The 23,562-nt window shown below is 69.5% G+C and carries 22 protein-coding genes; 11 read left to right on the top strand and 11 right to left on the bottom strand.

Going from position 1 to position 23,562, the window contains the following annotated elements:
- The first annotated feature begins 3 nt into the window (after positions 1 to 3).
- From ACO073_RS24990 to ACO073_RS25005, 4 genes are all read left to right on the top strand, one after another.
- Positions 4 to 1,257 (top strand): Zn-dependent hydrolase, encoded by a 1,254-nt coding sequence (locus ACO073_RS24990; RefSeq protein ID WP_422001294.1) that lies wholly within the window; start codon positions 4 to 6, stop codon positions 1,255 to 1,257.
- Positions 1,258 to 1,373: 116 nt separating this feature from the next.
- Positions 1,374 to 2,537, top strand: a complete 1,164-nt coding sequence (locus ACO073_RS24995) for a M20 family metallopeptidase (protein WP_422001296.1) — start codon at positions 1,374 to 1,376, stop codon at positions 2,535 to 2,537.
- Positions 2,538 to 2,654: 117 nt separating this feature from the next.
- Positions 2,655 to 3,725: a M23 family metallopeptidase gene (locus ACO073_RS25000; protein ID WP_422001297.1), complete on the top strand. Its 1,071-nt coding sequence runs from the start codon at positions 2,655 to 2,657 to the stop codon at positions 3,723 to 3,725.
- A 398-nt stretch (positions 3,726 to 4,123) separates the two neighbouring features.
- Positions 4,124 to 4,909 (top strand): alpha/beta fold hydrolase, encoded by a 786-nt coding sequence (locus tag ACO073_RS25005; RefSeq protein WP_422001298.1) that lies wholly within the window; start codon positions 4,124 to 4,126, stop codon positions 4,907 to 4,909.
- A gap of 9 nt (positions 4,910 to 4,918) precedes the next feature.
- Here ACO073_RS25005 and ACO073_RS25010 read toward each other — a convergent pair whose 3' ends face one another.
- Positions 4,919 to 5,206 carry a hypothetical protein gene (locus ACO073_RS25010; protein ID WP_422001300.1) on the bottom strand — a complete coding sequence of 96 codons (288 nt, stop codon included), beginning with the start codon at positions 5,204 to 5,206 and terminating at the stop codon, positions 4,919 to 4,921.
- Between the two features lie 125 nt (positions 5,207 to 5,331).
- On the opposite strand from ACO073_RS25010, the gene ACO073_RS25015 reads away from it, so the two are divergent.
- Positions 5,332 to 5,577 (top strand): hypothetical protein, encoded by a 246-nt coding sequence (locus ACO073_RS25015; RefSeq protein ID WP_422001302.1) that lies wholly within the window; start codon positions 5,332 to 5,334, stop codon positions 5,575 to 5,577.
- 452 nt (positions 5,578 to 6,029) lie between these two features.
- Here ACO073_RS25015 and ACO073_RS25020 read toward each other — a convergent pair whose 3' ends face one another.
- Entirely contained in the window at positions 6,030 to 7,703 is a 1,674-nt protein-coding gene (locus ACO073_RS25020; RefSeq protein WP_422001303.1) for an AMP-binding protein, read from the bottom strand.
- A 37-nt stretch (positions 7,704 to 7,740) separates the two neighbouring features.
- Here ACO073_RS25020 and ACO073_RS25025 point away from each other — a divergent pair, with 37 nt between their 5' ends.
- On the top strand, positions 7,741 to 8,649 hold the full coding sequence (locus tag ACO073_RS25025) for a PhzF family phenazine biosynthesis protein (protein WP_422001304.1): 909 nt from the start codon (positions 7,741 to 7,743) through the stop codon (positions 8,647 to 8,649).
- A 48-nt stretch (positions 8,650 to 8,697) separates the two neighbouring features.
- On the opposite strand, the gene ACO073_RS25030 is transcribed toward ACO073_RS25025, so the two are convergent.
- Together ACO073_RS25030 and ACO073_RS25035 are read right to left on the bottom strand one after the other, a co-directional pair.
- Positions 8,698 to 9,708 (bottom strand): hypothetical protein, encoded by a 1,011-nt coding sequence (locus ACO073_RS25030; RefSeq protein ID WP_422001306.1) that lies wholly within the window; start codon positions 9,706 to 9,708, stop codon positions 8,698 to 8,700.
- A 41-nt stretch (positions 9,709 to 9,749) separates the two neighbouring features.
- On the bottom strand, positions 9,750 to 10,214 hold the full coding sequence (locus tag ACO073_RS25035) for an Lrp/AsnC family transcriptional regulator (RefSeq protein ID WP_422001308.1): 465 nt from the start codon (positions 10,212 to 10,214) through the stop codon (positions 9,750 to 9,752).
- A gap of 99 nt (positions 10,215 to 10,313) precedes the next feature.
- Here ACO073_RS25035 and ACO073_RS25040 point away from each other — a divergent pair, with 99 nt between their 5' ends.
- The 5 genes from ACO073_RS25040 (at position 10,314) to ACO073_RS25060 (ending at position 15,805) form a co-directional block, all read left to right on the top strand.
- On the top strand, positions 10,314 to 12,653 hold the full coding sequence (locus tag ACO073_RS25040; RefSeq protein ID WP_422001310.1) for a transketolase: 2,340 nt from the start codon (positions 10,314 to 10,316) through the stop codon (positions 12,651 to 12,653).
- Between the two features lie 24 nt (positions 12,654 to 12,677).
- The gene (locus tag ACO073_RS25045; protein ID WP_422001311.1) at positions 12,678 to 13,031 is read left to right on the top strand and encodes a hypothetical protein; all 354 of its coding nucleotides are present in this window, start codon (positions 12,678 to 12,680) and stop codon (positions 13,029 to 13,031) included.
- A complete protein-coding gene (locus ACO073_RS25050) occupies positions 13,028 to 13,459 on the top strand; it encodes a PIN domain-containing protein (RefSeq protein ID WP_422001313.1) in 432 nt (143 codons plus the stop codon). The genes ACO073_RS25045 and ACO073_RS25050 overlap by 4 nt, the downstream gene beginning before the upstream one ends.
- Before the next feature lie 70 nt (positions 13,460 to 13,529).
- Positions 13,530 to 14,621 (top strand): S-methyl-5-thioribose-1-phosphate isomerase, encoded by a 1,092-nt coding sequence (gene mtnA / locus ACO073_RS25055; RefSeq protein WP_422001315.1) that lies wholly within the window; start codon positions 13,530 to 13,532, stop codon positions 14,619 to 14,621.
- Positions 14,618 to 15,805 (top strand): MFS transporter, encoded by a 1,188-nt coding sequence (locus ACO073_RS25060; protein ID WP_422001316.1) that lies wholly within the window; start codon positions 14,618 to 14,620, stop codon positions 15,803 to 15,805. The genes mtnA and ACO073_RS25060 overlap by 4 nt, the downstream gene beginning before the upstream one ends.
- Position 15,806: 1 nt before the next feature.
- Here ACO073_RS25060 and ACO073_RS25065 read toward each other — a convergent pair whose 3' ends face one another.
- Genes ACO073_RS25065 through ACO073_RS25095 form a run of 7 tightly spaced genes read right to left on the bottom strand, consistent with a single transcriptional unit; the run spans position 15,807 to position 23,478 of the window.
- Entirely contained in the window at positions 15,807 to 17,564 is a 1,758-nt protein-coding gene (locus ACO073_RS25065; protein WP_422001318.1) for an N-acyl-D-amino-acid deacylase family protein, read from the bottom strand.
- A gap of 37 nt (positions 17,565 to 17,601) precedes the next feature.
- Positions 17,602 to 18,357: an SDR family NAD(P)-dependent oxidoreductase gene (locus ACO073_RS25070; RefSeq protein WP_422001319.1), complete on the bottom strand. Its 756-nt coding sequence runs from the start codon at positions 18,355 to 18,357 to the stop codon at positions 17,602 to 17,604.
- Positions 18,354 to 19,196 (bottom strand): ABC transporter permease, encoded by an 843-nt coding sequence (locus ACO073_RS25075; protein ID WP_422001321.1) that lies wholly within the window; start codon positions 19,194 to 19,196, stop codon positions 18,354 to 18,356. The genes ACO073_RS25070 and ACO073_RS25075 overlap by 4 nt, the downstream gene beginning before the upstream one ends.
- Positions 19,193 to 19,999: an ABC transporter ATP-binding protein gene (locus ACO073_RS25080; protein ID WP_422001322.1), complete on the bottom strand. Its 807-nt coding sequence runs from the start codon at positions 19,997 to 19,999 to the stop codon at positions 19,193 to 19,195. The genes ACO073_RS25075 and ACO073_RS25080 overlap by 4 nt, the downstream gene beginning before the upstream one ends.
- A gap of 6 nt (positions 20,000 to 20,005) precedes the next feature.
- Complete coding sequence (locus ACO073_RS25085; RefSeq protein WP_422001324.1) at positions 20,006 to 21,205, bottom strand: LLM class flavin-dependent oxidoreductase; 1,200 nt, start codon at positions 21,203 to 21,205, stop codon at positions 20,006 to 20,008.
- Positions 21,206 to 21,230: 25 nt separating this feature from the next.
- Positions 21,231 to 22,235: an ABC transporter substrate-binding protein gene (locus ACO073_RS25090; RefSeq protein WP_422001325.1), complete on the bottom strand. Its 1,005-nt coding sequence runs from the start codon at positions 22,233 to 22,235 to the stop codon at positions 21,231 to 21,233.
- Between the two features lie 25 nt (positions 22,236 to 22,260).
- Positions 22,261 to 23,478: a CaiB/BaiF CoA transferase family protein gene (locus ACO073_RS25095; RefSeq protein WP_422001327.1), complete on the bottom strand. Its 1,218-nt coding sequence runs from the start codon at positions 23,476 to 23,478 to the stop codon at positions 22,261 to 22,263.
- Positions 23,479 to 23,562: the final 84 nt, after the last annotated feature.

Here is a 23,562-nt window from a genome sequence, read left to right on the forward strand (position 1 = left end):
TGCATGAGCGGTGCCAAGGGCGGCGCCAGGGCGGTGCGCGAGGATCGCCTGTGGCAGCGGCACGCCGACATGGCAAAGCTGGGCGGGACGGCAAAGGGCGGCGTCAATCGCCAGGCCCTGTCGGCCGAGGATGCGGCAGCGCGCAACCTGCTCGCCTCCTGGGCACATGCGCGCGGCTTCTCGGTCTTCACCGACGCCATCGGCAACCTGTTCGTGCGCCGCGAAGGCGCGGACGCCACGGCCGTGCCGGTGATGAGCGGCTCGCACATGGACAGCCAGCCGACCGGCGGCCGCTTCGACGGCATGTACGGCGTGCTGGCGGCGTTCGAGGCGCTGGAGGCGATGGAGGATGCCGGCGTGAAGACGCGACGCCCGGTGATCGCCGTCGCCTGGACCAACGAGGAGGGCTCGCGCTTCCAGCCCGGCGCCATGGGCTCGGCGGTGTTCGCCGGCCGCTATGCTCTGGACGACATGCTGGCCGCGAAGGACTGGGAGGGCATCGCGCTGCGCGACGCGCTCGCCTCGACGCTGGCTGCCGCGCCGGCACCGATGCGGCCGGGCAAGCCCGGCTTCGCGGTCGCGGGCTATGTCGAAGCCCATATCGAGCAGGGTCCGCGGCTCGAGAACGAGCACAAGACGATCGGCGTCGTCACCGGCATCCAGGGCAGCCGCCGCTACATCGTGCAGGTCGACGGCGAGGAGGCGCATGCCGGCACGACGCCGCGCGCCGCGCGCAAGGACGCCTTCGCCGCCGCCACGCGCATGGCGGCGGCCATGTATGCCGCCACCGCCGACGAGGGCGACACGCTGCGCTTCACGATCGGCCGCGTCGAGGTCCATCCCGGCTCGCCCAACACGGTCCCGGGCCGGGCCGGCTTCACCATCGACCTGCGCCATCCGTCCGACGAGATACTCGAGGCGCAGGAAAAGGCGCTGCACGAGATCGTCGCCCGCGAGGCGGCACCCTGCGCCGCGCGCATCGAGCGCGTCACCAACGTGGCGCCGACCGATTTCGACCCGGCCGTGATCGACCTCGTGCGCGCCCGGGCCAAGGCGCTGAAGCTCCCGAGCATGGACATGCCCTCCGGCGCCGGCCACGACGCCATGCACATCGCCACCCTCTGCCCCGCTGGCATGATCTTCGTGCCCTGCGAGCGCGGCATCAGCCACAACGAGATCGAGAACGCCACCCCGGGCGACCTCGCCGCCGGCACCAGGGTGCTGGTCGCGGTGCTCGAGGAACTGGCCAATCGCTGAAGCCCCTGTCACCCCGAGCGCAGCGAGCGGCCTTGAGGCCATGAGCAAAGGTCCCTCGCTGCGCTCGGGATGACAGCGGTGTCGTCACATCAAGAAAGCCGACCGCAAGGAAGATCATGCCCAGGAAAATCGATTCCGATCTCGTCGCCATCCTGTCCGACCTGATCGCGCTGCCCAGCCCCTACCCGCCCGGCACCTCCGTCGAGATCTGCGCCTATGCCGCCAGGCGCCTGAAGAAGGCGGGCTACAAGGTCGAGATCGCGGCCAAGACCAAGGGCGTCGACAACGTCGTCGCCCGATTGAAGGGTAAGGCGAAAGGACCGGTGGTGGCCTTCAACGCCCATGTCGACACGGTGGGCGTGGGCGAGCGCGCCAACTGGAAGAGCGATCCGTTCAAGGCCCTGGTCAAGGGCGGGCTGGTCTACGGGCTGGGGGCCGGCAACTGCAAGGGCAGCATGGCGGTGCAGCTCTGGCTGGCCGAGGAGATCGCGCGCCGCGGCGGCCCGCAGAAGGGCGAGCTCGTCTTCACCTTCGTGGCCGACGAGGAGAATCTCGGTCCCGACGGCATGGCGTTCCTGCGCCAGACCGGCAAGGTGCGGCCCGACGCGCTGATCCTGGGTGCGCAGACCGAGAACAACCTGATCGTCGCCGAGCGCGGCGTCATGTGGGCGAAGATCACGACCAAGGGCAAGGCCGCGCATGCCGGCAACCCGGCCGGCGGCGACAACGCCATCCTGCGCATGATGCGCCTGGTCGGCGCCCTGCAGGCGCACTACGACAAGGTGCTGCCGAAGCGCGTCTCGGGCGCCATGAAATCGACGGTGAACGTCGGCATGTTCCACGGCGGCCACAACACCAACGTCGTGCCCTCGGCCTGCACGGTCGAGATCGACCGTCGGCTGCTGCCCGACGAGAAGGTCAAGGACGCGTTCCGCGAGCTGAAGAAGGTGGTCGACTCGGTCGGCGAGCCGAAAGCCATGTACGCCGTCGAGTTCCTGACCGGCACCAACGGCTTCTTCGCGCCCGAGAACGGCCAGGCGGTGGCGGCCTTCGAGGCGGCGGTGAAGCAGTGCGCCGGCCGCAAGGTGAAGTTCCTCAATGCCACCGGCGTCAGCGACGGCCGCTATTACGCCGACGACGGGATCGAGATCATCAACTTCGGCCCCGGCTCCGGCGCCCAAGGCCATGCCGCCAACGAATCCGTCCCGATCAAGGCGATGGTCGAGGCGGCGGAGATCCAGCTCGAAGTGGTGCAGCGGCTGACCGGCATTGGCCGCTGACGGCGCGGCCCGTTCGAGAATCACTCACCCTGAATCGACCCCGAGATTCCGGGTGGAGCCCACGGCCGGCGGACGCTAGGTTGCCGGGTCTCGAACGGGCAAGGGGAGAGGGTCAGGATGACGGTTGTGTGGGCACGGCGATTCGCCCTGGCTGCCTTCTGCGTGGTCAGTGTCGCGGCAATCGACGTCAGCGCGCACGTCCGCACACCCGACTATGGCCAGCTCGGCCGTCCAATCGACACCGTGCTGCCTGCACCGGAGAGCGCCGGCCCCCTGGAGCGCCGCGCCGAGGCGAAGACCACCCCCGCCGTGTCCGGCACCGGCTGCACCTTCTCGCGCGGCAGCGAAGGAACCCTGGGCGACGGACTGTCGACTGCCGGCCTGTTCGGGCCGCCGCCGATCGCCGAGCTCGACCTCGCGAGTGCGCAGGCGGCCGGATTGACCAGCCAGGAGATGATCGTCGCGCTGGCGGCGGTCGCGACCTCCTTCCCCGTCATCCGCGTCGCCCACGGAACGACGCGCGACGGCGTCCCCTGCCCGCTCTATGTCTCCGTGGAAACGGAAGACGGCCCGCCGCGAATGCTCTGGCGGTACACGCCGGACGACGAGCCCGAAGGCTGGTTCGACGAGGATGGGCGACGCCTGGGCGGACCCGCCCTCGCGGCGCCGCGACCGGGCTCGCGCCTGTCCTCGCCGTTCGGGCCGCGCCGCTACTACGGGCGTGCGTCGGGCAGCGGCTTCCACAACGGCATCGACTACGAATCGCGCATCGGGCAGCCGATCCTCGCCGCGGCCGACGGCGTCGTCGAGCTCCGCGGCCCGCACTTCGAGTACGGCCTCACCGTCAAGATCCGCCATGCGGCGCACTTCACGACGCTCTACGCCCACATGGCGCGCTTCGCCACGAACCTCGCCGTGGGCACGCGGGTGCGCAAGGGCGAGATCATCGGCTATGTCGGCATGACGGGACGCTCGACCGGCGCGCATCTGCACTTCTCGACCATCGTCAACGGCAAGTTCACCGATCCCGCGCCCTACCTGTCCGATCGCGGCCCGCGCGCGCTGAAGCCTCGCGCCCTCGTCGGCTTCCGCCAGTGGCAGGACGACGTGCGCGCCGCGGCGCAGGAGATACGCGGCCGCGAGCGTCGCCCGCCCGTCCAGGACGACGGCTGGACGAGCCGGATGTGATCTGCGGCGCCAGGAGCGCGAGGCGTTTTCCGGCATTTCCGGCATTTCCGACAGGGAGCCTTGTGGTTCCCTGACATCACGCCCCCAAGGGATTGGGGCTTCTCCGCCCTCCAACGATTGAGACCACCCCCGAGCCCGAACCGTCCGGACGCGAGCGGCCGGACGGCAGCCGCGCGCCGGCTGTTCCCGATCTCGCTACCGATCGACGATGAATAGAACGGCGGCGCGCAGAAGCGGCGCGCCGATCGGATACTATAACTTACGTATAGGTCGATCAAGCACTACAGTATAGATCGGCTAGCCTCGTCCTCGCAACGCGACGCTCACCGGCGCATCCGGAAACCCGTTGAGAGAGCCCGACAGACAAGCCAAGCTCGCGTCTTCCAGGGAGAATCGCCATGCCGATCTACGAACGCGGGAAGGTCCGCATCCACTACGAGGAGATGGGCTCGGGCTTTCCGCTGCTGGTGATCCCGGGCGGCGGGCTGAACGCCACGGTCGCGGGGCTGGACACGAGCCATCCGTTCAACGCGATGAAGGAATTCGCCGGCGACGGATTCCGCTGCATCGCCGCCGACCTGCGCAACGCCAATCCCGGCCAGTCGTCGGGTCCGCTCGAGATCGACCGGCCGTGGGATGCCTTCACCGACGACCATATCGGCCTGATGGACCATCTCGGCATCGGCCGGTTCATGGTGCTGGGCTACTGCATCGGCCAGCCCCTCATCTGGAACCTGATCAAGCGTGCGCCGGACCGCGTCGTGGCCGCCGTGCTGACCCAGCCCAGCGGCCACCGCCCCGAGCTGCCCGACCAGTTCTACCAGAACAACATGAACAACTGGGGCCCGGCCTTCGTCGAACGCCGCCCCGACGTCACGATCGACCAGGTGAGCCAGTTCCTGGCCAGGATGTACCGGGCCAACGCCGATTTCGTGTTCACCGTGAGCCGCGACTTCGTGCGCAGCTGCCGGATCCCGATCCTGGTCCTGCCCGACGACATCCCGCCGCATCCCTACGCCGTGGCGATGGAGGTGGCGATGCTGGCGCCCAACTCGCAGGTCAGCCTGTACCCCTGGAAGGACGTGCCGGAGAAGATCCCGCTGGCGGTGCGCCACATCCGGATGTTCCTCAAGGCCAACCGACCGGCAGCGGCAACGATGGAGCAGCGGGCGGCGGCGGACTGACGCCGCCGATCAGGGCGCCGGCTTCACCCGGCCGCCCTTGTCGACGATCACCTGCAGCGTCTCTCCCTCGCGCGTCGCTCGGGCGTGCCACAGCCCGCTGCTGTCGCGCGACAGCTCGGCCACCTCGGTGTAACCCAGCCGCTCGAGCTTCGTGCGGATCACGTCCAGCTCGGTCGCTTCGGCCCCGGATTCGATCGGCTTGACCGCGAGCGGATCGGCCGGCGGCTTCTGGTCGGACTGGGCCGCGGCCGCGCCGGCCAGTGCGAGCGTCGCGAGAACGGTGAGAAATGCCTTCATGGAGGGCTCCCGGATATGACGAGCAACGCCGCTCTCATCGGGACGTTGCTTGCGCCATCTCGCGGCCGCGCGGATTCTCCCGTCGGTTGCTTACCTCCCATTCCTCTCCCGTGCTAAACTTAATTATGGCCGACAGTCCCGAGAACCTGGCTCTTACCCAGCTCCGCGCCATTCGGGGCGACATTTCGGATGTCCAGAGCACGCTGGGCGACATCAGACGGCGCCTGGCCAATCTCGAGAGTGGCCAGGCCTCGATCATCCAGCATCTTGGCAACCTCGCCGCAGCGGATGCCCAGCAGCAGCTTGCCACGGACGGCCTGACTGAGCGGCTGGTCCGGATCGAACGCCGCCTCGACCTGCGCGACGCGTAAGGAGAATCGGCTTAGGCGTCTGAATGGAGAGACGACCCTGTTAAAGAGTCGAGTGCTCTCTTGAAGCGATCGCGTCGCGCCACGGTCAAATCGGCTTCAAATTGCCCGCTCGCCATTCCTTCAGAACCATCTTCGCGTCGAACTCCATGTGGCTTTCGGGTCCGGACGCAACTTGCTCAAGCACGGGAATGGCGAGCTCCGCCCGTATTGGAAGAAGACTCGTGGCTGACGCGACCCTCACCCAGCCATTTGAATGGGCGAGCAACGCAGACAAGGGTTCCTCGCCCCGGTCGGAGCTGCGGCGTACTTTCCGATCGCCTTGGTCATGCGGTCAGCGGCTGCATTGCCTCGCTTGAAGTCGCCACTTTCCGTGCAACGACCATGTTCGATGGCGTCTGCGGCAAAGCGCTCTGCCCAATCGGCCATGGATCGCTCCGGCCCGTTGACCTTCTTCACGCCGTCCTGTCCGCCTTCAGCCCCAGCTTCTTGATCGTCTCCTCGCGCATCACGAACTTCTGGATCTTGCCGGTGATGGTCATCGGGAATTCCGGCACGAACTCGATGTAGCGCGGGATCTTGTAGTGGGCGATCTCGCCCTTGCAGAAGTCGCGAATCTCCTCGGCCGTGGCGGTGCTGCCCTGGTGCAGCTTGATCCAGGCGCAGATCTCCTCGCCGTAGCGCGCGTCCGGCACGCCGATCACCTGCACGTCCTGGATCTTGGGATGGCGGTAGAGGAACTCCTCGATCTCGCGGGGATAGACGTTCTCGCCACCCCTGATCACCATGTCCTTCAGCCGGCCGACGATGTTGACGTAGCCTTCCTCGTCCATGGTCGCGAGGTCGCCGGTGTGCATCCAGCCGGCATCGTCGATCGCCTCGGCGGTCTTCTCCGCGTCGTTCCAGTAGCCCTTCATCACCGAGTAGCCGCGGGTGCAGAACTCGCCGGTCTCGCCGCGCGGCACCGCCCGGCCCTCGCCGTCGACGATCTTGATCTCGATGTGCGGCAGCACCTGGCCCACGGTCGAGACGCGGCGCTCGACCGGATCGTCGGTGGCGCATTGCGTCGACACCGGCGAGGTCTCGGTCATGCCGTAGGCGATGGTGACCTCGCCCATGTGCATCTGGCTCTGCACCTTCTTCATCACCTCGATCGGGCAGGGCGACCCCGCCATGATGCCGGTGCGCAGGCTCTTGAGGTCGAAGCTCGCGAACTCGGGATGGTCGAGCTGGGCGATGAACATGGTCGGCACGCCGTAGAGCGCCGTGCAGCGTTCCTCGGCGACGGCCTTCAGCGTCGCCAGCGGATCGAAGGCCTCGGCCGGATAGACCATGGTCGAGCCGTGGGTGAGGCAGCCGAGATTGCCCATCACCATGCCGAAGCAGTGGTAGAGCGGCACGGGGATGCACAGCCGGTCGTCGGGCGTGAGCTTCAGCCCCTCGCCGACGAAGTAGCCGTTGTTCAGGATGTTGTGGTGGCTGAGCGTGGCGCCCTTGGGATGCCCCGTCGTGCCCGAGGTGAACTGGATGTTGATGGCGTCGTCGAACTGCAGGCGGGGCGCGATCTCGGCCAGCTTCACGCGTTCGGCATTGCCGCCGGCGCCCGCGACGTCGTCGAAGTTCAGCATGCCCGGGGTCTTCTCGGCGCCGAGCCGGATGACGTGCTTCAGATGCGGCAGCTTCCCCGCCTTCATAAGGTCCGAGGTGATCTCGAGATAGTTCGAGGTCTTGAGCGCCGGCGCCAGGATCAGCGCCCGGCACTCGACCTTGTTCATCGCGTATTCGAGCTCGGCGCGCCGGTAGGCCGGATTGACGTTGACCAGCACCAGGCCCGCCTTGGCGGTGGCGAACTGCGCCAGCGTCCATTCGTAGCGGTTGGGCGCCCAGATGCCGACCCGGTCGCCGCGCTCGAGGCCGAGCGTCAGCAGGCCAGCCGCAAGGTCGTCGACCCGCCGCCCCAGCTCGCCCCAGGTCCAGCGGATGTCCTGGTGCTTGACCACGAGCGCCTCGCGGTCGCGGTGGGTCTCGACGGTGCGGTCGAAGAAGGCGCCGATGGTCTCCCCGATCAGCTTCTTGGTCGACACGCCGTGATCGTAAGAGATTTTGGGCGTAGCGTGAGCTTTCGTCATGCCAGGGAGCTTAGCCCTCCATGGCAGATTTGAAATCATGAAACTCGACTTCGTCACCGTGGACGTCTTCACCGACCGCCCCTTCGGCGGCAACCCGCTGGCCGTGCTGCCCGACGCGCGCGGCCTCTCGACCGGGCAGATGCAGGCCATCGCCGCCGAGTTCAACCTGGCCGAGACGACCTTCGTCCTGCCGCCCCGGGATCCCGGCCACACGGCCGAGGTGCGCATCTTCACGCCCCGGGCCGAGATGCCGTTCGCCGGCCATCCCAATGTCGGCACCGCCTTCGTGCTGGCGCGCCGGGGCACCTGCCACGGCCGGCCGGTCACGGGCGACCGGCTGGTCTTCGAGGAGAAGGCAGGGCTGGTGCCGCTCGACCTCACCCGCGAGAAGGGTGCCGTGGTGGCCGCGCGGCTGGCGGCGCCGGTGCCGCTGGCCCTGGGCGAGGAGATCGCGCCCGAGATCGTGGCCGCGATCTGCGGGCTCGAGCCCGGCGACATCCGGACGGCGACGCACCCCCCGGTGATCGCCTCCTGCGGCAACAACTTCGTGTTCGCCGAACTTTCCTCGCGCGCGGCGCTGGCCCGCGCCGCGGTGCGCACCGACCGGATGGCCGAGCACCTGCCGATGGCCCGCGCCGTCGGCGTCCATCTCTACGTGCCGGCGCGCGAGCACGGCGTCGAGATCCAGTCGCGCATGTTCGCACCGCTCTACGGCGTGCCCGAGGACCCGGCGACCGGCAGCGCCAACGTCGTGCTCGCCGGCCTGCTGGCGCATTTCCGGCCGGAGCAGGACCTGACGCTCGCCACCACGATCGGCCAGGGCTTCGACATGGGCCGGCCGAGCCTCCTCGACGCGGCGGCGGAAAAGAAGGGCGGGACGGTGGTCGCGACCTATGTCGGCGGCCGCTGCGTGCCGATGATGGCGGGGACGATCGACCTCGGGTGAGCGCGGTGGAGACACCGGGTCAGGACGCGGCCCCCGACGACGGCAGCCTCACCTCGGCTGGCGCAGGGCGGCGACGGTATCGGCGATGCCGGTCAGCCGGGCGTTGTCGGCGATAGCGCGGATGCGCGCTTCCAGCGTCGCGAGAGAGCGGTCCAGGTCGCAGCCCGCGCGGACGAGCCACTTCATGTTGTCGAGCTGATACTCGATCTCGAGCGCCTCGGTCACGTAGGCTTCGCGGGTGCGGTCGATCTTCGCCGCCTGGGCCTGCAAGGCGCCGGCATAGGCCTCGCAGACCGCAGCGGCATCGAGATCGAGCTGCCACAGGGTCTCCAACTCGGGCAGGCGGCCTTCCCGCAGCAGCGTCGCGGCATCCCGATTGCGGCTCGTCACCGCGCGCGCCCCCTGGAGCGCACGCTCGAAATAGGAACTGCCCGGCGCCAGGAAGTCGAGCCACTCCGCCAGCGGCGAGTCGGGCCCGAGCTTCACGAAGCGGGCTTCCTCGGCTTCGGCGGCTTCGCGGCCGCGCCGCGCCATGTCCTCTTCGTACCGGCGCTGCTGCTCGGCCCGTGCCGCATCGCGCTCGGGGTTGGGCATCGTCTCGATCCAGCCGATCGCCAGCGGCACCGCCGTCAGCAGCAGGATCGCGCCGCCCAGCACGGCACCGGTCGCCGCCGGCGGCAGGACGCCGTGCGCGGCCGGCAGGCGGGCCCACAGCGCGTAGAGCGCCAGCAGAGGCGGCAACAGGAACGGAGCCGCCATCAGCCAGCGGCCGCGCTCGCCGGCATAGGTCGTCGCCACGGCGGCGGCGACCGCAGACAAAGGCAGGAGAATCACGACCGCCGCCGCTGCCCAGAACGGCAGGCGGCCGTTGAACCAGGCCAGCACGAACAGGCCGGCCAGCACGAGCCACAGCAGGAAGCCGATGACGGCCGCGAAGCCCATTGCCATGCCGCGGCCGGCCGCATCGGTCCCGCGCAGCCCGGTCAGGTTCGCGGTCATGCCGACATAGAGAAAGGCCGCGACCAGCAGCAGGACGATGGTTCCGTAAGGTATGCGCACGCGATCTTCCCGCTGGCTGGAGCGACGGTCGCCGGGACGGCTCATGTTCCCAGCGGCAGCGCGGCGCCCTGCTTCACGGTGCGCAGCGCGAAGGAGCTGCGGATCTGGGCGATGCCCGCGATCTTGGTGAAGTCCATGACGAAGCGCTCGTAGGCTTCGAGGTCGGGCACGACGATCCGCAGCAGGTAGTCGCTGTCGCCGGTCATCAGGTAGCATTCCATGACCTCCGGCCGGGCGGCCGCGGCCCGCTCGAAGGCCTGCAGGGCCTTCTCGACCTGGGTCGACAGCGACACGCTCATGAAGACGTTGACCGCGAGGCCGACCGACTTGGCGTCGACCTGCGCGGCATAGCCCTTGATGACTCCCGCCTCCTCCAGCGCCTTGACCCGCCGCCAGCACGGCGAGGAGGACAGGCCGACCTGCTGGGCGAGGTCGGCGTTGCTCAGGCGGCCTTCCTTCTGCAGCCGGCCGAGGATGCGCCGGTCGATCGCATCGAGGGAGATCATTGCTCCAATTTCCTCCCTTTGGCGCAATTCTACCCTATACAGCGGATTTCGGGGGCCGAACGCAAGGATATTCCCCGGGTTCGGGCGTATGCCCTCAGCATGACGACCATCGCTCCCGTGCACCGTCTGAGGCTCCTGCGCGAGCTGGAGCGCAAGGTCCTGTGGCTGAGCGCCTGGACCATCCACCATGCCAACCATGTGCGGCCGAACCGCGACGGGCTGAAGGTCGGCGGCCACCAGGCCTCCTGCGCCTCGCTCGCCACGGTCATGACGGCGCTCTACTTCTCGGTGCTGAAGCCCGAGGACCGGGTCGCCGTGAAGCCCCACGCCTCGCCGGTGTTCCACGCCATCCAGTACCTGTTCGGGCATCAGACCCAGGAGAAGCTCGAGCGCTTCCGCGGCCTGGGCGGCGCGCAGTCCTATCCGTCGCGCACCAAGGACGTCGACGACGTCGACTTCTCGACCGGCTCGGTCGGGCTCGGCGTGGCGATGACCCTCTTCTCCTCGCTGGTGCAGGACTATGTGCGGCTGAAGGAGCTGGGCGACGGCAAGCGCCCCACCGGCCGCATGGTGGCGCTGGTCGGCGATGCCGAGCTCGACGAGGGCAACATCTTCGAGGCCCTGCTCGAAGGATGGAAGCACGACGTACGGAACCTCTGGTGGGTGATCGACTACAACCGCCAGAGCCTGGACGGCGTGGTCAACGACCGGCTGTTCGGCCGCATCGGCGAGATGTTCGAGCTGGTCGGCTGGCGGGTCATCACGCTGAAGTACGGCAAGCTGCTGGAGACGGCCTTTGCCCAGCCCGACGGCGAGCACCTGCGGCAGTGGATCGACGACTGTCCCAACTCGCTCTACTCGGCGCTGGTCTTCAAGGGCGGCGCCGGCTGGCGCGAGGCGCTGACCCGCGACCTCAACCAGTATCCCGGCATCCGCCGCATCCTCGACCAGCACGACGACGACTCTCTGCACCGGCTGATGACCAACCTCGCCGGCAACGACATGCAGGCCGTGCTCGACACGTTCGAGGGCGTCGAGGGCGACCAGCCGACCTGCTTCATCGCCTACACGATCAAGGGCCAGGGCCTGCCCTTCGCCGGCCACAAGGACAATCATTCCGGCCTGATGACCCTCGACCAGATGGCGGGCTTCAAGAAGGGCATGGCGATCGAGGACGGCCGCGAATGGGACCGCTTCGCCGGCCTCAAGGCGACGCCGGACGAGCTGCAGGCCTTCCTCGACGCCGCGCCGTTCAATGCCGAGGGACGGCGCCGCACCGAGGCGCCAATCGTGCCGCTGCCGGCCGCGCTGCCGCGGCCGGCCGACCGCGAATCGAGCACGCAGGCGGGCTTCGGCAAGATCCTGAACGCCATTGCCGCCGAGGACAGCGAGCTCGCGCGCCGCATCGTCACCACCTCGCCCGACGTCACGGTCTCGACCAACCTCGGCGCCTGGGTGAACCGGCGCGGCCTGTGGGGCCATGCCGAGGCCGAGGACGTGTTCCGCGAGCTCAAGGTCGTGTCGGCCCAGCTGTGGCGCAAGACGCCGCGCGGCCAGCACATCGAGCTCGGCATCGCCGAGAACAACCTGTTCATCCAGCTCGCGGCGATGGGGCTCAGCCACCAGCTCTTCGGCGCCCGCCTGCTGCCGATCGGCACGCTCTACGATCCCTTCATCGCCCGCGGCCTCGATGCGCTGAACTACGCCTGCTACCAGGATGCGCGCTTCATGATCGTGGCGACGCCGTCGGGCGTGACGCTGGCGCCCGAGGGCGGCGCGCACCAGAGCATCCACACGCCGCTGATCGGCATCGGCCAGCCCGGCCTGCTCAGCTACGAGCCGACCTTCGTCGACGAGCTGTCGGTCATCATGCGGCACGGGCTCGACTACATGCAGCAGGACAAGGGCGGCTCGGTCTACCTGCGCCTGTCGACCCGCAGCCTGCCGCAGCCGCAGCGCACGCTTTCGCCCGCCGAGGAGGCCGACATCGTGGCCGGCGGCTACTGGTACGCGGCGCCGGAGCCCGGCGCGGACGTGGCCATCGTGGCGATGGGCGCCGTCACGCCGGAAGCGATCGAAGCCCACGCGAGCGTGGCGCGGGACTTCGCCGGCGCCGGCCTGGCTGTGCTGACCTCGCCCGACCGCCTGCACGCCGACTGGCTTTCCGCCCAGCGCGAGCGCGGCCGTACGGCGGGCCGGGTCGACCGCAGCCCGAGCCCGATCGAGCGCCTGCTCGCTCCCCTGTCGCGCGACGCCCGCCTGGTCACCGTCCTCGACGGCCATCCGCTGGCGCTCAGCTGGCTGGGCTCAGTGCGCGGCCAGCGCACGATCCCGCTCGGCATCGAGGCGTTCGGCCAGTCCGGCGACATCCCCGACCTCTACCGCTCCTACCGGCTCGACGCGGCGGCGATCGTCGACGCGGTGGCGCGGGGCATTTAGGCCCCGACGTCGTCTCGCTTTACCTTGCCGGCCCTCATCATACCGGGCATATTACCGGTTATAGTGGAGGCCGACATGGGAAAGACGTCCCAGCACCGCGCCGTCGACAACTACCGCAAACGCCTGACGAAGCAGGGCATGGCTCGCTTCGAGGTCGTGGGCCGGGTGTCCGATCGCGAACTGATCCGCTCCGTGGCCCGACAGTTGGCCGCAGGAGGCGAGGAGGCCGACCGCCTGCGCGCAGCGGTCGAGCGGACGATCTCGGGAGAGGCCGACCGGAAAGGCGGCATCCTGAAGGCGCTGCTGGCATCGCCGCTGGCGGGGACCGACCTCGACCTGACCCGGCCGCGCGAAGAAGGACGCAAGATCGACCTTTGACGCGATACCTGCTCGACACGAACATCATCAGCAACCTCACGAAACCCGCCCCGTCCTCCTCGCTCATCGCCTGGATGGCCGAGCAGGCCGACGGCGACCTCTTCATCGCCTCGCTCACCCTTGCCGAACTGCGCCGAGGCATTCTGGAAATGCCGGCGGGCAAACGACGCGACCAGCTCGACGCCTGGTTCGACGGCCCGGAGGGGCCGCAGGCCCTCTTCAGGGAGCGCATTCTGTCCTTCGACGAGAAAGCCGCCCTCGCCTGGGCCCGGTTGATGGCCGACGGCAGGGCGACCGGACGGTCGCGCAGCGGCCTCGATGCGATCATCGCCGCCGTCGCCGACGTCAACGGCTGCACCATCGTCACGGACAATGAGAAGGATTTCCCCGGCCTGGAGATCATCAATCCGATCCGTGGCCCGGTCTGACGGTCGGGCAGCAACCTTCGGAATCCCTCCAGCTTGACCTGAGCTCCTTCAGCCCCCTATCTCCGGGCGCATGAAGGTCGACGGCACCCCCTACCGCACGATCTGGCTCGGCGCCGACGGGACGACCGTGCAGGTGATCGACCAGACCCTCCTGCCCCACCGGTTCGTCGTGCGTGACTGGCGCACCATGCAGGACGCCGAGCGCGGCATCCGCACCATGATCGTGCGCGGCGCGCCGCTGATCGGCGCGGCGGCGGCCTATGGCATGGCCCTTGCGATGGCAGCCGAGCCGTCCGACGCCATGCTCGCCCAAGCCTACGACACGCTGCTCGCCGCCCGCCCGACCGCCGTCAACCTGCGCTGGGCCCTCGATGACCTGCGCGCGCTGCTGGCGCCCCTGCCCGCGTCCGAGCGGCGCGAGGCGGCCTACCGTCGCGCTGCGGAGATCTGCGACGAGGATGCCGAGATCTGCCGCCGCATCGGCGAGAACGGGCTCGGCCTGATCCGCGAACTCAAGCCGCGCGGCGATCGCCTGCAGGCGCTCACCCACTGCAATGCCGGCTGGCTGGCCACCGTCGACTGGGGCACGGCGCTGGCGCCGATCTACCAGGCGCACAATGCCGGCATCCCCATCCACGTCTGGGTCGACGAGACGCGGCCGCGCAACCAGGGCGCCAGCCTGACGGCCTGGGAGCTCGCCAAGCACGGCGTGCCGCACACGGTGATCGCCGACAATGCCGGCGGCCACCTGATGCAGCGCGGCCAGGTCGACTTCTGCATCACCGGCACCGACCGCACGACGCGCCGCGGCGATGTCTGCAACAAGATCGGCACCTACCTGAAGGCGCTGGCCGCCCGCGACAACGGCGTGCCCTTCTATGTCGGCCTGCCCTACCCGACCATCGACTGGACGCTCGACGACGGCGTCGACATCCCGATCGAGGAGCGCAGCGCCCGCGAGGTCTCCCACATCGCGGGCCGCACCGCGGCGGGCGAGGTCGTCACGGTCGACGTGCTGCCCGAGGGCAGTCCGGCGGCCAATCCGGCCTTCGACGTCACCCCGGCCCGGCTGGTCACCGCGCTGATCACCGAGCGCGGCGTCTGCGCGGCCAGCGAAGCGGGCCTCCTGTCGCTCTATCCCGAACAAGCCCGGGCGGCGTGACCCTCACGCCGGCCGCCCGGGCAACCGCCGGGCTCGGCTTCACCCAGATCGTCGGCTGGGGCACCACCTTCCTGATGCCGGCGGTGCTGGGCCGCCAGATGGGCGACGATCTCGGCATCTCGAGCGAGATCGTGTTCAGCGGCATCACCGTGATGTTCGGCATGGGCGCGGTCTTCTCGCCGCGCATCGGCCGCGTGATCGATCGCACGGGGGCCCGCCTGATGATGGCGGCCGGCTCCGTCGTCTACGCGCTGTCGCTGGCCGCGCTCGCCTACTCGCAGGGCATGGTTTCCTACCTCCTGTGCTGGGCCGGGCTGGGGATCGCCTCGACCCTGGCGCTCAGCACGCCCTCCAGCATCGCCCTGGCCCAGGTCGCCGGGCCGGGCGCCCGCCGGGCGATCGGCATGCTGGCCATCATCGGCGGCTTCGCCTCGACGGCGTTCTGGCCGCTCACCGGCGCGCTCGACGTCGCGGTCGGCTGGCGCATCACCCTGCTGATCTACGCCGGCATCCATCTGGTCGGCTGCGCACCGGTCCATCTGCTGGTGCTGCCGAGCCGGCCGCCGACCCATCCCGTCGCCGCCACGGCCGCGCCGGCGCCGACCGGGGTGCCGCCCGAGCACCAGTCGCGCGTCTACCTGCTCCTGGCGCTCACCCTCACCAGCGGCGCCTTCGTGTTCACCGGCGTCATGGTCCACATGATCGAGATCCTGCGCGGGCTCGGCCACGCGCCGGCCGTGGCGGTGTTCCTGGCGTCGATGATCGGGCCCACCCAGATCACCATCCGGCTCTTCGAGCTGCTGTTCGGCCATCGCTACTCGATCATGAACTCGGCGGTGTTCGGCTCGGCCATGCTGACCGGCGGACTGGCGCTGGCGCTGCTCGACGGCAGCAGCTTCGTCGTCGCGCTGGTCTGCGTGGTGGCCTACGGCTTCGCCAACGGCCTGAAGGCCGTGCAGCGCGCCACGCTGCCGCTGGCCCTGTTCGGCCGCAGCCAGTTCGGCGCCTACATGGGACGGCTCGCCCTGCCGCAGGGCATCGTCTCCGCCTCGGCACCGCCCATCCTGGCCTTCGCGATGGCCAACTACGGCACCTCCGGCGCGCTCTGGCTCACCTTCGCGGCCGCCTCGGTGTCGCTCGTCACGATGGTCCTGCTGGCCCGGCTGGCGCGCGCGATCCGCTGACTCAGACGGAAGCCGCACTCCGCAGGACCATCCCCGGTCGCGCCAGGCTGTCCTCGCCGTTCTCCTGGATCGTCTGGCCGTTGACCAGCGTCGCGACATAGCCCTGCGCCTTCTGCATCAGCCGCGCGGCGCCCGTCGGCAGGTCGTGCACGAGATGCGGCCGCTCGAACGACAGCGCATCGAAGTCGATCAGGTTGACGTCGGCCCGGAAGCCCGGCCGCAACTGTCCGCGGTCGCGCAGGCCGAACAGCCGGGCGGTGTCCGCCGTCTGCTTGCGGACGACGAGCTCCAGCGGCAGCCGGGGACCGCGCGCGCGGTCGCGCGCCCAGTGGGTCAGCATGAAGGTCGGCATGCCCGCGTCGCAGATCACCGTGACATGGGCGCCGCCGTCGCCGGCGCCGATCACGCTGCGCGGATCGGCCAGCATCTCGCGATGGGCATCGAGATTGCCGCGTGCATAGCCCAGCAGGTGGTAGCTGATCATGCCGCTGCCGTCGTTCGACAGGAGGATGTCCAGCGCGACCTCGCGCGGGTCGCGCTGCTCGCGGGCGGCGATCGCCTGCACGGAGCTCTCCGGATGGGGCTCGTAGTCGACGAGCTCGTCGACCCGGTACATGTATGGCCAGGGATTGCGGAACAGGCCCTGATACTCCTCGTTGCCGTCGCGCGGCCGTCCTTCGGGCGGGCCGATCGTGGCCTCCTGCGCCACCTGCCGCCGCAGGGCCGGGTCCTCGGCCAGGCGGCGCAGCATCTCGGCGCGCGGCAGCGCCTGGAGGGCCTTCAGGGTCGGCGAGCCGTGAAAGGGGTGGAATCGGCTGGCGAGCGAGAGAAGCGAGCCCGTGCTGCGCCCGAACACCTGCGGCACGACATGCGCGCCGTGGCGCTCCGCCGCCGCGCAGGCGGCGAACTGATCGCGCCACGATTCCGGCCGGACCATGTTCTGCGGGCAAAGGAAGGTCACCGTCACGCCGAGTCGCGCCGACATGTCGTTCATCCAGGCGATCTCGGTGTCCTGCGCGGCGAGATCGTCGCCCGTCAGCCCGGCCGGCGCCACCTGGACCAGCCCGTGACCGCTGCCCGCCACCGCCGTGCACAGCGCCTCGAGCTCGTCGAGGGCGGCGAAGGTGCCGGGCACGCGCTCGCCGTCGATCGCGCGATGAACCAGGGTGCGGGAGGTCGACAGGCCGAAGGCACCCGCCGCCTGCGCCTCGCCGACCAGGTCTGCCATGGCCCGGAGGTCCTCGGCGCTGGCCGCCTGGTTCCGCGCCCCGCGCTCGCCCATCACATAGGCCCGCAGCGCGCCGTGCGGCAGCATGGCCCCGACATTGAGCGCGTGCCGCCGCCGCGCCAGCGCTCCCATGTATTCCGGGAAGCTCTCCCAATCCCACTGGATGCCGTCGGCAAGGGCGGTGCCGGGAATATCCTCGACACCTTCCATCAGCCCGATCAGCCAGCCGCGCTTCTCCGGCCGGACCGGGGCGAAGCCGACGCCGCAATTGCCCATGACGACCGAGGTGACGCCGTGCCAGAACGAGGGCGCGAGCTGCGAATCCCAGGTCACCTGGCCATCGTAGTGGGTGTGGATGTCGACCCAGCCCGGCGTGACCAGCAGGCCGTCGGCCGGCAGCGTGCGCCGGGCCGGGCCGGTCAGCCGGCCGACCTCGACGATACGGTCGCCGGCGATCGCCACATCGGCGGTACGCGACGGCGATCCTGTGCCGTCCACGACAGTCCCGCCCTTGATAAGCAAATCGTACATGCGTCCTCCGTCAACTCTCGTCCCGGACCCGGTGCGCTCAGGAAATCGACAGGCCGCCGTCGACGACGATGTCGGCGCCCGTGACGTAGGACGCCGCATCCGAGGCGAGGAACAGCACCGCCTGCGCCACCTCCTCGACCCTTCCCTCTCGCCCCAGCGGCACGTTCGCGACCAGGCGCGCCCGCCAGGCCGGATCGACGGACCGGGCGGTGCGCATCGGCGGCATGACCCCCGGATGCACGGCGTTCACGCGGATGCCGTCGGCGGCATAGCGCAGCGCCGCCGAGCGCGTGAGGCCGACGATCGCCGCCTTCGAGGCGCCGTAGCCCGGATGAAGGCCGGCCTGGCCGCGAAAGGCGGCGATGGATCCGATGTTGACCACCGCGCCGCGCTTGCGCCGCTGCATCAGCGGCGCGACGTGGCGCAGGCCGAGGAACGCGCCGCGCGCGTTGACGGCCATCAGCCGATCCCATTCCTCCTCGAGCATCGGCTCGGCGGCGCCGATGGTGCTGATGCCGGCATTGTTCACCAGGATGTCGATCGGGCCGAGGCTCGCCTCGACGCTTTCCGCGGCGCGCCGCCACGCCGCGCCGTCCGTCACGTCGAGCGGCAGGAACACGGCCCGGCCGCCGGCAGCGGTTATGGACTCGGCCACGGCCCGTCCCGGCGTCTCCAGCATGTCGGCGACGGCGACCGCCGCACCCTGTTCGGCGAACAGCCGAGCCTGGGCTGCGCCCATGCCGCCGGCGCCGCCACTCACCAGGGCCACCTTGCCGGCCAGCGCCGCCGTCACGCCGCTTCGCCTTTCCAGCGCAGCAACAGCGCCTCGGCGCGCACGACCACGAAGTTCAGCCCCAGGCCGATCATGGCCAGCACAAGGATCGTGCCCAGCACGCCTTCGGCCCGGAAGCTTGCGGCATAGAAGGCGATGCGCTGCCCCAGCCCCATGCGGGCCGAGATCATCTCGCCGACGACCACGGCCAGGAGCGAATAGACCACGCCGAGCCGCAGGCCGCCGAAGATCGACGGCACCGCGCCCGGCAGCATCACCTTCCAGAAGAGCTGGCGGTCGGTGGCGCCCAGGGCCCGCATGGTCACGATCAACTCGCGGTCGAGCGAGCGGATTCCTGCCTCGGTGTTCAGCATCAGGATGAAGAACACCAGGCTCACCGACAGCGCGATCTTCGATCCCTCGCCGACCCCGAACCAGATGATGAACATCGGCGCCAGCGCCACCCGCGGCAGGACGTTCAGGATCGTCAGGAAGGGATTGCTGACATCGGCCGCGAAAGGGAACTGCATGCGCACGATGCCGGCGGCGATTCCCGCCGCGGCGCCGAGGGCGAAGCCCGCCAGCGTCTCGCGCAGCGTGACGAACACGTGCGGCCAGATGCTGCCGTCCCTCACCTCCTCGGCGAGGAACTGCGCGATGGCCCGGGGCTGCGAGAAGAAGAACGGATCGATGAGCTGCGCATCGACCGCCCACTGCCAGGATCCCAGGAAGACCGCGAGGACCAGCGCCCGCGTCGTCCAGACCCAGGCGGTCCGCCGGCGGCGGCGCGACAGGCGGTCGGCCTCGCTCCGCGCCAGCGTGTCGAGGACGCGGTCGGCACTCTCGGCATGGACGCTCATGGCGCGGCCTCCCCCGCCTTCAGGGCCTGCCAGACCTGCTCGCTGAGCTTCAGGTAGTGGCTGTCGAAGCGGATGCGCTCGGGATCGCGCGGCCGCGGCAGGTCGATCGTGATGTCGGCCTGAATGCGTCCGGGACGGCGGGTCAGCACGATCACGCGGTCGGAAAGCGCGACCGCCTCGGCGAGGTCGTGGGTCACGAACAGGACGGTCTTGCGGTCGCGTTCCCAGATGCGCAGGAACTCGCCCTGGAGCATCAGCTTCGTTTGGGCGTCCAGCGCCGCGAAGGGCTCGTCCATCAGCAGCGTGTCGGGATCGACGGCCAGCGTGCGGGCGATGGCCACGCGCTGGCGCATGCCCTGCGAAAGCTGCCACGGATAGGCGTGGCCGAACGACTTCAGCCCGATCATCTCGAGAAGACGGGTGCCGACCGAGGCGCGCTCAGCCGCCGACACGCCGCGCAGCTCGAGCCCGACCTCGATGTTGCTGCGTGCCGACCGCCAGGGCAGCAGGCCGTCGCGCGCGAACATGTAGCCGGTGCGCCGCGAGGGTCGCAGGATGCGCTCGCCGTTGACCGTCACCGTGCCGGCCACCGGCTGGAGCAGGCCGGCCGCCATGTTGAGGATCGTGGTCTTGCCGCAGCCGCTCGCCCCGACCAGGGCGATGAACTGGCCGCGCGGCACGTTGAACGACACATTGTCGAGGGCGAGCATCGGCTTGCCGTCGGGTGTCGGGAAAGCGTGCGAGACGCCTTCGACCGTGATGGCGAGGTCGAGCGTGGCGCTCGTCGGCAAAACGGCGTCCATGCCGGCCTAGGTCCGTGCGTCCCTGCCGCCCAGCGCGCGGTCGGCAAGGTCCGCCGGCGCCTCGCGGCCGACATCGGTGAAGGCCCGCTTCACGGCCTCGACGCTGGGCGCAAAGATCGTCCTGCGGTTCTCCCGCGCCCAGTCGTTGGAGGCGACGAGAGAGGTCAGCGAGTCCTGGAACTGCGGCATGACATAGCGCGCGAAAAGCTCGTAGCTGCGCATCGTATCCTCGCGGTTCGCCCATTCGTGGGCGCGGAACAGCACCCCGCCGAACCCGCCCCCGCTCAGGCCGTGGAGCCTGCGGATACCACGCGCCACCAGATCGGGCGACCCGACCAGCGTCGTTCCCATCTTCACGCCATCGCGCAGCGGATCGTCGGACCGGCCCGCGGGACGGCCGAGCGTGCGATCGAAATAGTCGAGCGTCTCGGCGCGCTCGCCGCGGCGGACCTGCGCCAGGGCGGCCTCGTCGTCCTCGCCGACATGGACGTTCACGACGATGCGCCACCTGGCCCGGCTCATCGACTTGCCGTGCTCGGCCGCCGTGTCCTCGGCGATCTGCCATTGCCTGGCCAGCGCCTCGGGACCGCCCGGCAATCCGGCGCCGATCGACAGAACGCCCAGCCCGTGCCTGCCCGCCGCCATCATGCCGAACGGCGTGATGGTGCTGGCGACGACGATGGGGAAATGTGGCCGCGTATAGGGCGCGAGGTGGAGGCGCGCCTCCTTGAGCTCGAACCAGTCGGTCCGGGCGGTCACCGGCTCCTTGTTCATCAGCAGGCGCATGATGACGTCGAGCGCCTCTTCCATGCGCTTGCGCTGCAGCTCCGGCGGGATGTTGAGCATGTAGGCGTCGGAGGTGAGCGCCCCCGGCCCGCAGCCCAGCATGGCGCGGCCGCGGGTCATGTGGTCGAGCTGCACGAAGCGGTTCGCGACCATCAGGGGATTGTGATACGGCAGGCTGGTCACGCCCGAGCCCAGCATGATGCGCCGGGTCCGCGCCGCCGCCGCCGCGATCATCAGCTCGGGCGAGGAGACCAGCTCCCAGCCGGCCGAATGATGCTCGCCGATCCAGACCTCGTCGTAGCCCAGCCGATCGAGCCACTCGATCAGCTCGAGGTCGCGCTCGAGGGCGAGAGTCGGGTTCTCGCCCAGGCGGTGGAACGGCCCCAGGAAGATGCCGAATTTCATGGCCTCGTCCGTCATCGGACCGCTCCTTCCCGTCGTTTCGTCAGTGCAGGTACTTCTTGGCGCCGGACCACGCGAGCTGCTCGCAGGTCTGGACCTGATCCGGCTTGATCAGGCCGTTGTCGACCTGGAACTTGCCGACATTCTCGGTGCCCTTGCAGTTGAACTTGACGTCGAAGGCCTTGCCCAGACGCGTCAGCACGCCCTTCATCTGATCCGGCGTCAGCGCCTTGTTGTACTTGGCCCAGACCGCGGCGACCTTCTCGGCATTGGCGGGATCGCGCACGAAAGCGATGGCCTCCTCCTGCGCCGCCTGGAAGCGCTTCATCATCTCCGGGTTCTTGTCGGCATGAGCCTTGGTCGTGTGATAGACGCTCGACGTCCAGGTCGCGAACTCCGGGATCGTCTTGTCGACCAGCAGGTCGAGCAGCACCTTGCCGCCCAGGTTCTCCAGCACGGTCTGCACCGGCTCGATGGCCATCACCGCGTCGAGCTGGCCCGCCTTGAAGGCGGCAACGGCATCCGGGCCCAGGCCGACGGCGAGGAAGGTGGCATCCTTCTCCGGATCCATGCCGGCGTCCTTGAAGAAGCGGCGCGCGAAATTGTGGCCGTCGGAGCCGATGGCCGGGACGCCGATCTTCTTTCCCTTGAGGTCGCGGATCATCGCCGGATAGCCGGCGGCCTTGCTGGGCGTCGGCACGTCCTTGTTGGTGATGACCGTCCAGACATGGGCCGGATAGTTGTCGATGATCGCCACCAGGTCGCGGCCGCGGCTGTTCACCAGCATCATGTTGCCGGGGCTGTTGCTCATCAGGTCGACGGCACCGCTGAACAGAGCCGCCGTCGCCTCGGGGGCGGCGCGGAAATCCATCAGCGAAACGTCGAGCCCGTGCTTGGCATAGATGCCGAGATCCTTGGCGACGTAGGCGGGCACCGCGACCAGCGACCCGGTATAGACCGCGACGTTCGCCTTCATCGGCTGGGCCGACACGGCCGTCGGCAGCAGTCCCAGGGCCGCCACGGCGGCCAGCATCGTTCTTCTTCTCATCGTTCTTCCTCCCGTGCTTCTTGCGTCAATTGCCATCATCCAGGCGCACCGCACCCTCCCGCGCCAGCGCCTCGATCTCCTGTCCGGTGAAACCCGCGCCGCGCAGGATCTCGCGCGTGTCGCGGCCGAGCCGCGGCGCCGGAGTCACCGGCGCCGAGTCCAGTCCGGTGAATCCCTTGCCGAGCTGCAGGAACATGTCGTCGAGCCGTTCGACGCCGAGGTCGACATGCCGGCCTGCCTGCGCCTCGTTCAGGAACTCGCCCATGCGCCGCACCCGGGCCGCCGGCACGCCCGCCGCGTTCAGCCCTTCCTCGAGGGTTGCCGCGTCGCGACGGGCGAAGGCGGCATCGAGCCGCCGCCCCAGCTCGGCGGCGTCGACAGGCACGACATTCGACGTGGCGCCGTCGCCGACCTGCGTCACCAGCGCGGGATCGTCCGCCACGCCGACCAGGCCCAGGGCGTCGCACAGCGCCGCGAACTGCCGCCGCGTGTTGGCGGCCACTGCCAGCCAGCCGTCGCGGCAGCGGAAGGTCGCGGCTCCCGGCGAGCCGCTGAAGCCGCGGTTGCCGGGACGCGGCCCGTCCCGCTCGGTCGACAGGACCCGGCTGGCCAGCGGCCGCATGAGCTGCACCGCGGCCTGGGCGAGCGAGGTATCGATGTGGCTGCCGACATTCTCGCGGCCGCGACGATGCAGCGCCGCCAGCACCGAGAGCGCTCCCAGCATGCCGGTGGCGATGTCGACGACCGGAAATCCGACCTTGGTCGGCGGATCGTCCTCGCCGCCATTGGCCATCATCATGCCGGTGAGCGCCTGCACGACCTGGTCGTAGGCGCCATAGCGGCTCCACGGCCCTTCCTGGCCATAGCCCGAAATCGACAGGTAGACGATGCGCGGGTTGACGGCTCGCACGGCCGCATAGTCGAGGCCGAGCCGCGCCGCCGTGCCCGGGCGGAAATTCTCGATGAAGACGTCGGCATCCCGCGCCAGGTCCAGCAGGAGGTCGCGCAGTCGGGGCTGCTTGAGATCGATGGCAAGCGACGTCTTGCCGGCGTTCAGCGTGGCGAAGGTGTTGGCCATCGTCTCGCGGCCCGGCTCGACGTAACGCATGACGTCGGGCGCTCGCGGGTTCTCGACCTTGAGCACATGGGCGCCCAGGGCGGCGAGGTACATCGACGTCACGGGGCCGGCGATCACGTGGCTGAGATCGATCACCCGGACGTCGGAGAGGCTCTGCGAGGCCATTCGTTTCCTTCCCTGGCCCCGAGGCTAGGGAACTCACTGATAATGCTGTAATACCGTTTTTGGATATCGTGATATCGGATGCCT

It is taken from the genome of Reyranella sp. (assembly GCF_965229815.1).
Taxonomy (GTDB): domain Bacteria; phylum Pseudomonadota; class Alphaproteobacteria; order Reyranellales; family Reyranellaceae; genus Reyranella.